Source organism: Phyllobacterium brassicacearum (genome assembly GCF_003010955.1).
Lineage (GTDB): Bacteria > Pseudomonadota > Alphaproteobacteria > Rhizobiales > Rhizobiaceae > Phyllobacterium > Phyllobacterium brassicacearum.
This window is the reverse complement of record NZ_PGGO01000005.1, coordinates 160,599-173,536: the sequence shown is the minus strand read 5'-3', so window position 1 is coordinate 173,536 and position 12,938 is coordinate 160,599. Positions and strand designations below refer to the sequence as shown.

The window sequence follows — 12,938 nt, the reverse complement described above, 5'->3', positions numbered from 1 at the left end:
CGTGCGAACGACGCGCGTCAGATGTTCGAGGGGTTTTCGATCGCTTCGTGAAGATCCTCATACTCTTCACAGGTGGTGCCGCAGATCGACTTGATCACCATCAGCTGTTTCTTGGCCAGGTCGATCTGCCCCTTGATGACATAGGCTTCGCCGAGATACTCGCGAACCATTGCGTATTTCGGATCAATTGCTACCGACTTCTTGTAGTACGAGATGCCTTCATCGGTCCGGCCGAGCTTGCGGGTGGCATAGCCACGATAGTTCCAGGCTTCCTTGGTATTGGGGTTCTTCAAGGTATCGAGAACTTCCAGGGCTTCTTCATAACGCCCGGCTTGCGTCAGGGCATAGGCATACTCCGTACGGTCCTTATCCGGAACAGCGCTGCTGTTCTTGCTGACGCATTTCTTGCTCCTAGTATCGTAAACCTTGCCCTTGGTGCAGGTAGGAATCGAATTCGAGCCCCCCTCGCCACCGGCTGAAAACGCCAGATTGGGGAGGGTGGACACGGCAATGCCGGCGCCGAGCAGAACCAGTGGCAGCTGACGGCGTATCGATAGAACTACATTTCTCATGGCACTTTCTCCGCAGGTTGGAAACTGACGGAAAGAGAACACATGTCGACGGCAATTTATTCGAGGAGATGCCGGTTATTCTGACAGAGGTGCAAACGAATTCCGCAACCTGGCTCAAAACCGGAATCCCGTACTCATTTGCCGGCAGATTTTGATTGTCCGTGCGTTCCGACCACAGCGGGAACCATGTAAATTTGGCGTCAAATCAACAACTCCGCTTACGAAACGTCTGACCAGAATGAACTGCAGAACGGTTGAACCCATGGATGCCGAAATTGCCAGCGGAACGCTCTTGCAATCATTGCTTGCGGGCCATGATGTGAGTTCGTCGCCGGACCGCAAGGTCCACCGGCGGGCCAAGTGCTTGTCGGCAATCGACGCGGCGCAACAGCGGGTCGAGGAAGGCAAGCGCGCGGCCGATCACAGTCTCGACCGGGCCAAGGCCGCGCCGAAACCTCATGAGATCACCAATCCTGCATTTGTTGCCTTGTTCGAAGCGCATCAGCGGGACCGTGAAGTGCTCTTTGCTGCCATGCGTGCCTTGGACGCGGCGCGTTCAGCGGCCGAAACAGCCTGACACGCATCGAACCACCTATGGCATTCCGAGGTTATCTTGATTAGGTTCAAGATGTCAGCACGAGATCGATCTCGATCGTCGTCATTTCCAGGATCCACAGAATGTCCGAACTGAAGATCAGAACGCGGGCCGTTGGCGCCAAAGCGGTGCTCAAGCCGAAAGAACTGCCCGTTGTCACGTCTGAAACCGGCGGCAAAATCAACGTGGTTACCTCGGTTTCGGAACCGGGATTCAACCCGCTTGACCTGCTCTGTGCCTCATTGTCGGCCTGTATTGTCCTCAGTGCCCGCATTGCGGCCAGCCGTCTCGGGGTCGCGGACAAGCTCCTCGAGGTGAGGGCGCATGTAACGGGCGAAAAGGCTCATGATGAACCATCGCGGGTGACACGGTTCAACATCGCCATTGAAATTGACGGGGATCTGGACGAGTCAACTCGGCATCAGATTGTTGAGGCAGCCGAGGCCATCTGTACGGTCAGCAACACATTGCGCGGCAATGCGGAGTTCGTCACAAGCCTGGCAGGATGATCGCGGCTCATGTGTCTTTCCTGTAGGCAGCGAGCTCCGGATCGAGATCGACCTCGGCCACATTGGTAAAGATCGTGGTTGCAATCATGATACCGGCAAAGGCAACCAGGTTGACGAGGGTAGGCTCATCGTAGCGAGCTACCAGTTGCTTCCAGATACTGTCGGGGACGGCATTGGAATCGGCAATGATCGCCTTGGCAAAATCCATCAGCACCACCTCGTCCGCGTCTGGAACGATCGCTTCCGGCTGCAATCCTGAATCCATCAGTGCACGCCGCATGAACGTTGCCGGCACGACCGACTTGTTCGCTTCGGATAGGGCAAGCGAAAACAACCAGAATGCCCGGTCAGGTATCGATGGGCGCAACAGCTCCCGCAAGGTGAACCACTCGCCATAAATCCGGTGGGCGGCGGGCGAATGAAGCATGATGCGCTTCATGTTTGTCATCCGTCCGCGCAATGCCAGCTCCCGGTCGTGCTCGGCTTGGCTCTCCGGCGACGCTTGATCGTAGACGATTGGTGATATGCGACTCATGGGGAAATCCGTGGAGGAGATACCTCCAAGCTATAGCAGTGCGGCCGCACCAGTGCACCACGAAAACGATGCACCTTCGTGTCTGGCAAGCGGGAACCGGTCAAGCCTTGTGTTTCACAACCGGAACGTCCGAAAAGCGGATGACGGCCACGGCATGCGCTTCGTCGGACTGGTTGAAGATCTTGATTGCCCAGTCGACGCGCTCGAGATCGTCCACAACGCCGTCGAGAAGCATTTCCTCGGCGGTCTGCACAGCTTCGGCGGTCGCGGTCTCATCATCGTCCAGCTTGATGCCCCGGACCGCACTTGTCCGGAGCGCTTCATGAAATTCAAAGCGATATGTTGGCATTGGGCGGCTCCACATCTAGATCATAAGCTCCAAATCAGAGTGTCGGTTGGTGCTGGATCTCCGGAGGCCGTCGTTTGATGAACTCGTCCGACAAATACCGTCGAACGGGCACGTCAAACAGATGAAACAGGAGACTGCAACCTACAAACAGGCAGGGAATAAACAGCCAGATCGTCAATTCGCCAGGGACGCCGAACTTCCGCACCGCGAAGTTGAAGATGAACATCAGGGGAAAGTGGACAGCGTAGATCGGGAAGGAGATCTGGCCGAGAAATCTCGATATTTCGTACAGTGATGGTGGCACTTCGTAGGCAACGCCGAGATAGAGAATTGCCGGACAGACGATCAAGGCCACGAGCAGGTCGACAGGAAAAGCGTCATAGACAGCGACCGAACAGGTCACGACCAAAGCGACGATCGGCAGGAGAGCCCACTAGCTGACACGCCGCTCGATGTGGATGCTGTAACGAGCCAGCAGAACGCCAACGGTAAAAGCGAAGGTGATCCTGGTAACACCAACACCGAATGTGGACCACGCCCATCCACCATTCAGTGTACCGGTATGTCCGAGGAAAATCGTCATGATGAGCGCAGCGATGACTGCGAGAAATACGAGCGAGCTGTCGCGCCAGCGTACGAACCAGGCAGCGAAAGCGACGTTTATCGCAACCTCCAAAAACAATGACCATGCCGGGCCATTGAGCGGATACAGTTCATGCGGGGCAAAGAGGGTCGGCAGCATGACGATGCCCCAGAGGGCCGACAGGGTTATCTGGGCCATGCTGATTGCTTGCGGGTCAGCGAAGAACAGCGCACCGAGGGCCTTCGTCGCACCGAGCGCGAGGCCCACCAGAAAGAGCGGATAGAAGCGGATCAGGCGGATCATTGTGAAGCGCCAGACCGACAGGCCGGCGCGCAACCGCCCGCCATAGGACATCGTGATAACGAACCCGCTGAGCGCAAAGAAGAAATCCACCGCCAGATAGCCTCTGGCCGCGTAATTGGTCTGCATGAACGATCCTGCATGAAAAAACACAACCAGCAAGGCGGCAACCCCGCGCATTGCGTCCAGCAGATAATAGCGGTCTCTATGCATTTTCTGTCTCGACTGAAACGTCGACGCCCTTCGAGAACACATGTCGAAGAAGGCACGGATTAAGCACGACCCGAGCGAAAAACAGACGCAAATTACAGTTGATGACGACGCAACCGAACAATAAACAAAGGTTGAGAAAGCCCGGGAAGCTGAGCACGTTTCCGGACCTTGGTCACTTACGCAAATGTGTTGATGTTCGTGTCATCATTCCTGCATAAACGCCGGATTTACATCCCGCAGGAGCTCAGCTGATTGGCGTAAGTGTTTGCCATTGCAGCGGTTCGGCGGGCTGTCTTGTCGATAGCCGGCTTATTCCGCCACGTGCCGCGAGCATAATCATTTTGACCGGCGTAATAGGCGACATAAAGATTGTAGGCATCGTTGAGCGGAATACCGTTCTTCTGGTGGCTCTGGGCATGATACCAGCCGACAAAATGCACGGCGTCGCTGAAATTCGTCCGTCCGGCGCCATACCGGCCGGTTTGGCGCTGATAGTCGGCCCAGGTGCCGTCCAGCGCCTGCGAATAGCCATAGGCGGAGGAGGGGCGTTTCCACGGGATGAAGCCGAGCAGCTTGGTCCGCGGCGGTTTCACACGCGCCTGGAAGCCGGATTCGGTATAGATCGTTGCCATGAGGATAGGCACCGGCACGCCATATTCCGCTTCGACGCTCTTGGCGTCCTTATACCAGTTGGTGAACAAGCTGTCCCTTTGGTCGAACACGGCGCAGACATTGTTGGTCTGCGTCGGCGCACTGGCGCAGCCGGTGAGCAACAGCAAAGCAAGTGTCATGGCGCGGCGCATGGGCAAGTCCCTAGTCTTGCACCATCACCTAATCCCGAAATCCTAACACAGGGTTACTGATACAACGCTGAGCACCGTAGCTCGGGCAGTTGCGCCGGCTAGGCCGCAGCTGCGAGATACAACCGTTGGTAGAGTTCGCGTTCCAGTCTGGCGAGGTCAGTATCGGTCAGAATGCGATCGCGATGGTGCAGCCGAAAGACAGCGCCACTCTTTTCGATGCAGCAAAGTCCATCGGCGTAGACATAGCCTTCGCCTTCGCACAGTCCGAGCGCATCGAGATCGTCACAATAGTCACGCGAATCCAGAAATTCCTCGAAGCTCATGGTCATCTTCGGTCATCCCTTCCAGACGCATTGTTGCGTCGGCAGCTTGACCCGATTCGGCCATATTGGATCAACCTTTTTTGAGCAGGCTCAACAAAGGAGCTATGGAAAGGCCATACCGGCGTGGGACGGGAGCAATCGTGCAGATGCCTGCCCGAAAGCTTCAATCGTAAATCATCGCCAGGAGGTTTGTTATGATTATCAAGCCCATGGTTGTCAGGGACAAAAACGCAACGAGGTCGTTCATCGACAGCACCCTCCGTGGATGCTGATGCTATTATAGAACTTTAGGCCGATTATTGAGAGATAATCTTTTGTCGCTAAATTGGTCGCGCAGCGCTCAAAAAGAGACTTGGTCCGTCATTGAGTAACAGACCAAGCCTCAAGACACGTGGTCTGATCTACTTGCCCAGTATGAGGCCACGTATGGCTGATGACGGAAATATCAGCTTCGTAACAAACGGCTATGATGAATAAAAGTTCCCACCCACCAACAAATAGGCGAGACATTGCGTCTTGCGCCGTGCGGACAGCGACCTGGCTAGGTAACCTTCAGAGATCCGTCTTTGACGCTCGACGTCGCATCGATAATAGCACCGCGGAAGTTATCCAACCCGCGCACGCCCTTCAGATCGGCTTCGGTGAGGTTCATTTGATACTCAGGGGCAGGTAACGCCTCGTCCCCATCCAAGGTGTGCCGTTCTATACCTTGATACTTTCCAGGGGGCAGTAAGATACCGTCAACTTCAGTTTCAGATTTGGCGACGAACGTCACAGTCCTAATCTTAGCTGTCATCCGCAGTTCCTTCGTTCGACTGGACTTTGACACATCCACGTCAAAAACGAAACTGTTGGATGCGATGAAAAGTCCGTCGTCCAGGCGTTTACGCCTTGTGTTCTTGAGAGCCGGTGAAGTTGCACCTGGCCATTATGCGAGCGCGGTCACTTCTTCTTCCGCGGCTTGGTCGTGCTCGCCTCGTTTCGCGCCACGATTTCCATGTAGTGGGAGAGCAGGCGCCTGTAGTGGTCGGCGGTCTGGACCGAAATATCCTCCTTCTCGCCGAACCGGCCCGTTCGGTGAACTTTTTCCTGCCCGGATTCAAGCCGCTCGATCGTCTCCTCATACTCGAGGATGACCCTCTTCAGGCGCTCCATGAAGGCATTCCGACTGCTACTGATGATCCCGCTCCACGCACCGTTGTGCAAAGGATGATAAGCAATCTCCGGTTGAGTGCAAGACGTCCACAACCGACTTCCGCTACTCGGCGCGCGAAGTACGGCCTTTAAAGCCGCGACATTCGCGCGCGCCTTTCCCGATTGGCTCAACTACGGGTTGAAATACAAAAATCTGCGCAACTTCGCTGCCTGGCAAACAAAAAAGAGGCTCGGCGGAGTTGATCATCGTGGTGGTTGTTATCGACGCCGAGCCTGTGCCGCGAACGGACGAGCGGCACATCAGGAATGTGCAACGATTTCTGCTAGGTAACAATAAATCGTGGCTGCGATAATTGGAGTGATGACCAAAGACCCAAGGTGCGGCGCCTGGCCTGAGCCTTGATACGGCAACGCCAGAACTACGCCCCTTCATTCGTGGTGCCGGCTTTCGAATAAACACATATAGCTTCGCGCATTCCACGAATAGGCACCGGTTGCTTCGACAACAGCTGCCGGCAGCGACAGGCTCGATCCAGGGTCGTGACATCTACGCCCGGTGGCTGAAGCGGGCGATCCGCGCATCCTTCATGAGGCTGCGAAAATTGGGGCCGCTGACATGCACGAGTGTTTTGTGATCGCCACCTTCGAAATAGACGTCGCTGGTGTCGCCGAGGCTTTCGTCGAGAACAACCGGCACATCATAGGCCGATCCAATGGGCGGCACCGCGCCAATGTCGCAATCAGCGAAAAGCGAGCTGACCTCCTCCTCCGAGGCGAGACCAAGCCGCCGGTCAATCACATCCTGCAATGTGGAGAGCTCTATCCGGTGCGTGCTCGGAACAACGGCCAGAACGTAACCCATTTCATGATGCACAACCACGGATTTGGCCAGCTTGCTGCCCGGGACATGCGCCGCTTGCGCCGACTGGCTGGTTGTTGCTGTGCGGTGATGAGCGACGGTGTCGTAGGCGATACCTTCGCCGTCGATATAATCCTGAAGTTTCCTTGCGATAGTCATCGTAGGCACTCCTTATGTTGGGTAGTGACCATAGGATAGCAGATTTCAGAGTGATTTTCTCGATCAGGTTGATGTGTGAGGCGTGTATGATCGACAGGTTTCCGAACAGCCTGTTCACTCATTGTCCGGCGTGGCTGGCCGGTGCTGAGCACTCGAAACGTGGAAGTCCTTTTCTGATCAGGCGCTTCGGGGGCGCATTCTCAATTGGTACTTAAAAATTTAACAGCGTTGTAAACGCCATTTGATACACCTGATCTGTATGTGAAATGCGAACTTGTGCGGCTCGCACCAGTGAGGTATCAGTGGAACCGTTGCTTGTCCTCGATCAAGGTGAATGGCTCGGATATTCCTGTCTGGCCCGCGGTGCATGGATTTTCACAAGCCGCTTCCTGCTTCTCTCGGCGGCTGCGTGTTTCTGGACGCTAATGCTGAGCCTGAAACTCTGGGGCACGGTCAAATTCAGGGGTGATCCACTTCTTCCGGATGAGAGACGCGCGCTGCCCTTTTTAACGCAAGCTGTCGTGCTATCGATCTTCTTTTGTTCAGTCTATGCAGCAACAACCTATAGCCGCGAAACCCTCCATTTGAGCGGATCGGTGCTCACCGAGACCGGCTGCCATGCGTTGCAGTCCTACACGGAGAAATTCGACCTCGTTGAAGCCAGCATAGAATTCCGGAACTTTGTTTAGAAAGGATCGGATCGAAGTGAAAATTGTTGTCACGAGCCCGGCCCGGAGACCAATTGTTATCAGCCTCTCTAGGTCAAAGTTCTACACAAACCTTGTCAGGTTCGCACCGGAGGTCATGAGCAGATACGTTCAGCGCCTGATAAAAGATCATGAGCCTGTTCCGGCGGAGCTCCAGGCGCTGCAAGTCGTTTCGTTCCTGCAGATCCGGGATAACCTTTCAACGTGGATAAAGAGCGCGGTACGAAAGCTAAGGTGATGTAGGGCGTTCTATCCCGATGCGAGTCAACACACCAAGCCCAAGCTCGTTCAGGTCGTCGATCGTGACCTGGGTCGCCTTCTGATCTGGCCCGATTTCGAACGTGACCGCAACCGGCATATTCGGCATCTCCATAGATGGCCGGTAGGTGTATAGATCGCGATCAAAGTGGCTGAGTGAGAAAACCGCATTGCCTTTTGGCCCCAGGCGAATTTCCAGTATCCCGCCTTTTTCGGCTACCACAACCTGGCCAATATAAGGATTGAAATAGGTGCCGGCATAGGCCGAAAGCGGCAGTGCAGGCAGCGGGGAGGCGGGCGGTGTCCCGTAACGCTTGACCGCCGCCTCGATTGCCGGTCCGAAGAGCCGCCCATAGATGTTGTTCCATTCGACGACCCAGTCCTGCGTCGTCTTTCCCGTCATCACGAGCTCGAAAAAAGTGTCTGCAAGGCCCTCAGGAACACCTGTCGGGAAGGCGTTGGTAAGGACGACGATGCCGAGTTCCTCGGCGGGAAGCAAACTGACCAATGTCCGTGCGCCCGTGCTGAACGCGCCGGCATGACCCCAATATTCGCCGTAACGACCATACTCCACATTCCAGCCAAGTCCGTAGAACGACCATCCGCCGCTCACCGGGTTCTTGCCGCGCGCCATCAGCGGCAGATGGGTCTGGCCAATCGCGCCTCCGTCGATGAGCGGCTTGCCATTATAATTGCCATTGCCGAGCTGAAGCCGCATCCATTGAGCCAGGTCGCGCGCATTGGAGCTGACGCCGCCTGCAGGTGACTGCGGGTCGGGATCGCGCTTGGCCAGCGCTTGCCATTTGCCGTTGAGTTGTGCGTGGAGGGTGGCGTGGTTTGTGCGCGTCAGGAAATCGGCGTAGCGCGAGCTGGTCGATGACATTCCAAGCGGCTTGTACAGCTTCGCCTCTGCCGCATCCTCCCAGCTCATGCCTGCGGCCTTGGCCACAGCGACCGCGCCCGCGGTAAGGCCGAAATTGCTGTAGGAGTAGCCCGATCGAAAGCTGCTCTCCGGCTTTACCTGGCGGAGTCGCTGAAGAATCGTGTCGCGGTCATAGCCGATCTCCTCGAGCTCGTTTCCGGCCCCTCCGGGAAGGCCGCTGCGGTGAGCGAAGAGATCGCGTACGGTCACCTGCGCGGTGGGATAGGCGTCGTAGAGCTGGAAGGATGGGTCGATGTCGGCAATCCGCGTATCCCAACTCACCACCCCCTCGCTTACTATCGCCGCCGCGACGGTCGAGGCCATCGGCTTGGAGAACGAGGCAAGCTGAAACACCGTATCAGCGTCGACCAGATCACTTTTGCCTTCTTCTCTAACGCCGAAGCCTTTCAGGTAGATCACCTCATCCTGATAGACGATGGCGATCGAAATACCCGGCACACCATCATTGGCGATGACCCGCTGCGCCACTTCCTCGAGCATTGGCAGGGCGGTCAGCACCTTGTCTTTCGTCGCATGCTCGAAGGACGATTGGGCGTGACCGGCAAGCGTTGCAATGCCCATCGATACGCCGGCAATGACAAGGCGCTGACAAAGGAAGCGGATACGCCTGGAATATCTCTCTACGGTTCTGATCATCTCCATTCCCCCAATACGGCGATGCCTGACCATACATGAACGGGGCGACGGTCGCTCAGTTTTCGTTCGCAAATGACCTTCAGTATCTGATCGTACTTATTTGGAGTTTGCACCGCAAAAAGAGGCGGAGCGAGAATGGCTAGGTGGGATCGACAAGCTGCCGCCAGTCGTAAATGTCTGGCCACTCCATGGCTGCGTCTTAGGAGATTGTTGGAAATTTTCCGTGGCTGAAAGATACCGCCACCAGCAATGCAGTCCAAGGAATTACCGCGAGCAATAGCGCGACTGTCGCACGCTTCAGGTGACCGTGTTCTCGGTGCCTTCTGGCGCTGTGCCGTTGTGCATCAGATAGACGCCCTCGTCGCCGACGATCCAGAAACCGAGCGGGATGTCTTTATCCCCCTGCTGCACATAGTTCGGTCTGATGCCGTTCGGCCATTGCGCTTCGGCGCTCGCCCAGAGCAGCTTCAGGTTGGCGTTGGTGAAGGTCAGTTTCATTGTGGTTGTTCCTTTTGTGCGCGCTCGACGGCTTCATGCGCCCAGCGTGGCAAGCCAAGCCGACATTTCATCTGCCAGACCACATAGCCGTCCTTCACTTGGCCGGTACTCTCGCGGGTAATTTCAAGCAAACCCACATGGGCGAGCGATTTGACCGTTTCCATATACTGGTCTGTAAAAACGAGCCATTTCGACGGACTGTTCATAGCCCGCTTCAAAATAGCGTATTCATCCATTGTCAGTTGCGTTGGTTCAACCATTCGCGTGGTTCCTTATGGCAGGTCCGGCTTTTTGACGGAGTCCCTGCGTGTGAGTACCTTGCACAGCGTCGGCATTTGGGTTTTCCAAACCCCTGCGCAATTGGCTCGCCATTGCTGGTCCTGTTCATAGGACTTGGCATCGGCCTGATATTCATAGCGCCGATGTTCCTGTAGGCCGAAATAGGCCCCGCCAGCGACGATGGTGATGCAGGCTGCTGCGATGAGTGCTTTCAACACGATTCCTCCGCAATACGCGGCATGGCGCAGACCATGATCAGGCCGAAGAAGCCAAGGATGAAGCCAAGGACCAGCCAACCGATGAAGCTACGGTTCTTGGATGAAGCGATCACGGCAGATGTGATGCCGCACATGATCCAGATGACGAGAAAAATTTCCATTGGTTTTGGTTCCTTGTTGAGCGTCATCATCAGGCTGGGTTTGCTCAATCCCAGCGACGGACCGAAGTCCGTTTCGACGTTTAATGGCAGTGATATCCCCCAGTTGCATTGTCGTTATGGCACCCTTGACGATTAAGACCGCCACCGTGAGCGAGCGCCCCAGTTGCTGCGGAAATGACGATAAGAGCGGCAACAGCTAATTTTTTCATTTTTATGTCCCTTTGATTGAGCGTCATCATCAGACCCGCCATGCTCAAGGCAGATGACAGGGATGTCTCCCTGTTTCGACTCAGTGCCGTGGGTTCAGGGTGATGCCGCGACCATCGGCTTCCGTCTGCAGCGCTTCGCTCACAGCAGGCTCCACACTCCCCACCACCCGGGATGGAGAGAATGCAACATTCATCGGCCTTCTATGAGATTCAATGTTTTGTAGGCTATGCTGAGGGCGTTTTCCACCCTGCTACAATAGCCGAGCTCGTTGGTAGCCCTGCGCCAGGCTTCAGACTTAAAGTCAACGCGGCGAGTCCAGACGCTCGCCCACTTATTCTCCATATCCCGTGAATAATGGGAAACAGCTTCCATGCTGACGTCGCTTACTTCGGCGTTGCGCTGGACTGAGTAAACAACCATTTGGTAGTCGGCATCCGACAGATTACAAGTGGGCCCCAGATATGGACAGTGGCCAAGATAGCGCCGAGCTGGCGGGCGGTAGTGTCTGCGCTTGGAAGAGCGCCAGTTTTGGCTTGGGCTGCTGTCGCACAACCAGCCAGTGCCAGTCCTAGCGCGAGGATGTATTTGATCATTTGGGTGCCTCTCAAGAACGCCGGTGGGGCTCAATGGCCTTTTCATTCCAACCGTGCGGGCTTTCCCTAGCAGTTCGAAAAATTTCGCGCTTGCGTTTAGCTGCCAATCTTATGTGTTAAGACGCCAACCGGCAGCGAGGTCCTTCGTTATCCGCAATGGTGACGTTGCCGTCGACCATGGTCACAGAAATCGTGGTGCAGCGGTTCACCGCCAATGATGGTGCGTCGCCATTGAAGCTGATAGGTCATGCGACGATAATCCGGCGCTTCCGATCTCGCGATCTCGCGGAGTGTCGCAGTTTATGTTTTCAATCCGTCCAACGTCGAACCATGGACATAGAATCATCGAACCATGCTTGAAAATCTGCCGATGCCAGCACCGCGTGAATATGAAGGGTCTCTGATCCTGCGTTTCGAAAGCCGTGCCTGATACCGGATGGAATAATCACCGATTGGCCAGCCGCGACCATGAAATGCTCTTTGTCCAGCCAGATATCGGCGTCTCCGGACAGAACGGTAAGGATTTCTTCTACCGGATGAAGATGCGTGGGTGCACCGGTTCCAGGCTCCACCCACTGCTCGAACATGCAGAGTTGGTTTGCGCCGTTGCGAGTTGAGACAAGCATTCGCGTTTGTATCCCAGTTCGCCATTCTTCCAGCTTATTATCGGAATGAACGATGACTGCCATCCGTTAGCTCCCCTTCATGCACCAGCTGATGCAGCCCTTCTTTCGCAAGCCCGCCTAGGGATCCAAACATACCGCAAAAAAGAGGCGGAGCGGGGATGGCTAGGGTGGGGGACCTGCTTGCCATCTCTGAACTCCGCCTTGAGGGGCAGAACCGCGAGCGGGCGGGCATGGGGATGCAGGTCGTGTTCGCAGTTCGGCCCAGTAAGGATACACCCATTTCAGAGAGCCGACTAACGCATGTTTTGCATGGCTTGGGGCGGACGCGTTTGGGTTTTCGGATACATGCTCGGCTATCTGTTCGGGATCAGCAGGCGCTGTGATCCCCATAAACGGGGAACTGGGGCATTTTCCCCACAGTGCGGGAAATCCCGCAGGACTGCGCCACATGACGCATAGGGTCAATTTCAGCCTTTGTTTTAATTGGGCCTTGACGCGTGCTGCGCCACATGACGCATGAGTACGGCAAATGCCGCAGCAATGGGGAAAATTCCCCACCGGTTGCACCATCGCCAACACCATGCAACCTTGACCGAAATGCATCTCGCCATCGCGGCGCTGAAAGAGGAACTGGCGGCAGGGTGAACCCCAGTTTGGTGATGCTGCCTTTTGCGTGCAAACGGGCAAATCGAGGATAAGGCAATCCGCTATGTTATGGGTGCTAATCCAATAGCCCATGAAAAATATTGCAAGGACGCTTGAGGCAAGCGCGATATTACCCCACCACGAAAATCAGACGAGAAGGTTTGATCCCGTGCGCCAGATCACGCTCCATATCCGACCACGCTGCACTG

At 55.7% G+C, this 12,938-nt stretch carries 20 protein-coding genes; 3 read left to right on the top strand and 17 right to left on the bottom strand.

Annotation, left to right across the window (positions count from 1 at the left end):
* Nucleotides 1-17 precede the first annotated feature (17 nt).
* Nucleotides 18-572 (bottom strand): tetratricopeptide repeat protein, encoded by a 555-nt coding sequence (locus CU102_RS08490; protein ID WP_106710672.1) that lies wholly within the window; start codon nt 570-572, stop codon nt 18-20.
* A gap of 262 nt (nt 573-834) precedes the next feature.
* On the opposite strand from CU102_RS08490, the gene CU102_RS08485 reads away from it, so the two are divergent.
* Together CU102_RS08485 and CU102_RS08480 are read left to right on the top strand one after the other, a co-directional pair.
* Nucleotides 835-1,149: a hypothetical protein gene (locus CU102_RS08485; RefSeq protein ID WP_106710671.1), complete on the top strand. Its 315-nt coding sequence runs from the start codon at nt 835-837 to the stop codon at nt 1,147-1,149.
* Between the two features lie 101 nt (nt 1,150-1,250).
* A complete protein-coding gene (locus CU102_RS08480) occupies nt 1,251-1,676 on the top strand; it encodes an OsmC family protein (protein ID WP_106710670.1) in 426 nt (141 codons plus the stop codon).
* A gap of 7 nt (nt 1,677-1,683) precedes the next feature.
* Here CU102_RS08480 and CU102_RS08475 read toward each other — a convergent pair whose 3' ends face one another.
* The 9 genes from CU102_RS08475 to CU102_RS08435 all read right to left on the bottom strand — a co-directional run bounded on the left by CU102_RS08475 (nt 1,684) and on the right by CU102_RS08435 (nt 6,955).
* A complete protein-coding gene (locus tag CU102_RS08475) occupies nt 1,684-2,211 on the bottom strand; it encodes a carboxymuconolactone decarboxylase family protein (RefSeq protein ID WP_106710669.1) in 528 nt (175 codons plus the stop codon).
* Between the two features lie 100 nt (nt 2,212-2,311).
* Entirely contained in the window at nt 2,312-2,560 is a 249-nt protein-coding gene (locus CU102_RS08470; RefSeq protein ID WP_106710668.1) for a DUF6894 family protein, read from the bottom strand.
* Nucleotides 2,561-2,594: 34 nt separating this feature from the next.
* A complete protein-coding gene (locus tag CU102_RS30970) occupies nt 2,595-2,963 on the bottom strand; it encodes an acyltransferase family protein (RefSeq protein WP_106710667.1) in 369 nt (122 codons plus the stop codon).
* Nucleotides 2,964-2,993: 30 nt separating this feature from the next.
* Nucleotides 2,994-3,656, bottom strand: a complete 663-nt coding sequence (locus CU102_RS30965; RefSeq protein ID WP_166648337.1) for an acyltransferase family protein — start codon at nt 3,654-3,656, stop codon at nt 2,994-2,996.
* Between the two features lie 227 nt (nt 3,657-3,883).
* The gene (locus CU102_RS08455; RefSeq protein ID WP_106710665.1) at nt 3,884-4,459 is read right to left on the bottom strand and encodes a transglycosylase SLT domain-containing protein; all 576 of its coding nucleotides are present in this window, start codon (nt 4,457-4,459) and stop codon (nt 3,884-3,886) included.
* Nucleotides 4,460-4,557: 98 nt separating this feature from the next.
* Nucleotides 4,558-4,788, bottom strand: coding sequence for a hypothetical protein (locus CU102_RS08450; RefSeq protein WP_106710664.1), 231 nt, complete (start codon nt 4,786-4,788; stop codon nt 4,558-4,560).
* 535 nt (nt 4,789-5,323) lie between these two features.
* Nucleotides 5,324-5,578, bottom strand: coding sequence for a hypothetical protein (locus CU102_RS08445; protein ID WP_133624430.1), 255 nt, complete (start codon nt 5,576-5,578; stop codon nt 5,324-5,326).
* Nucleotides 5,579-5,724: 146 nt separating this feature from the next.
* Nucleotides 5,725-5,937 (bottom strand): hypothetical protein, encoded by a 213-nt coding sequence (locus CU102_RS08440; RefSeq protein ID WP_133624432.1) that lies wholly within the window; start codon nt 5,935-5,937, stop codon nt 5,725-5,727.
* Nucleotides 5,938-6,484: 547 nt separating this feature from the next.
* Nucleotides 6,485-6,955 carry an aminoacyl-tRNA deacylase gene (locus CU102_RS08435; RefSeq protein WP_106710661.1) on the bottom strand — a complete coding sequence of 157 codons (471 nt, stop codon included), beginning with the start codon at nt 6,953-6,955 and terminating at the stop codon, nt 6,485-6,487.
* A gap of 302 nt (nt 6,956-7,257) precedes the next feature.
* On the opposite strand from CU102_RS08435, the gene CU102_RS08430 reads away from it, so the two are divergent.
* Nucleotides 7,258-7,644: a hypothetical protein gene (locus CU102_RS08430; protein WP_106710660.1), complete on the top strand. Its 387-nt coding sequence runs from the start codon at nt 7,258-7,260 to the stop codon at nt 7,642-7,644.
* A 247-nt stretch (nt 7,645-7,891) separates the two neighbouring features.
* Here CU102_RS08430 and CU102_RS08420 read toward each other — a convergent pair whose 3' ends face one another.
* From CU102_RS08420 to CU102_RS08385, 7 genes are all read right to left on the bottom strand, one after another.
* Nucleotides 7,892-9,499, bottom strand: a complete 1,608-nt coding sequence (locus CU102_RS08420) for a serine hydrolase (protein WP_106710793.1) — start codon at nt 9,497-9,499, stop codon at nt 7,892-7,894.
* A gap of 297 nt (nt 9,500-9,796) precedes the next feature.
* The gene (locus CU102_RS08415; protein WP_106710658.1) at nt 9,797-9,997 is read right to left on the bottom strand and encodes a hypothetical protein; all 201 of its coding nucleotides are present in this window, start codon (nt 9,995-9,997) and stop codon (nt 9,797-9,799) included.
* On the bottom strand, nt 9,994-10,257 hold the full coding sequence (locus CU102_RS08410; protein WP_133624434.1) for a hypothetical protein: 264 nt from the start codon (nt 10,255-10,257) through the stop codon (nt 9,994-9,996). The genes CU102_RS08415 and CU102_RS08410 overlap by 4 nt, the downstream gene beginning before the upstream one ends.
* A 12-nt stretch (nt 10,258-10,269) precedes the next feature.
* Nucleotides 10,270-10,494 (bottom strand): hypothetical protein, encoded by a 225-nt coding sequence (locus CU102_RS08405; protein WP_133624436.1) that lies wholly within the window; start codon nt 10,492-10,494, stop codon nt 10,270-10,272.
* Complete coding sequence (locus CU102_RS29745) at nt 10,488-10,655, bottom strand: hypothetical protein (protein WP_166648338.1); 168 nt, start codon at nt 10,653-10,655, stop codon at nt 10,488-10,490. The genes CU102_RS08405 and CU102_RS29745 overlap by 7 nt, the downstream gene beginning before the upstream one ends.
* Nucleotides 10,656-10,735: 80 nt before the next feature.
* Nucleotides 10,736-10,894 (bottom strand): YHYH domain-containing protein, encoded by a 159-nt coding sequence (locus CU102_RS08395; protein ID WP_208113800.1) that lies wholly within the window; start codon nt 10,892-10,894, stop codon nt 10,736-10,738.
* A gap of 872 nt (nt 10,895-11,766) precedes the next feature.
* Entirely contained in the window at nt 11,767-12,147 is a 381-nt protein-coding gene (locus CU102_RS08385; RefSeq protein ID WP_166648339.1) for a cupin domain-containing protein, read from the bottom strand.
* Nucleotides 12,148-12,938: the final 791 nt, after the last annotated feature.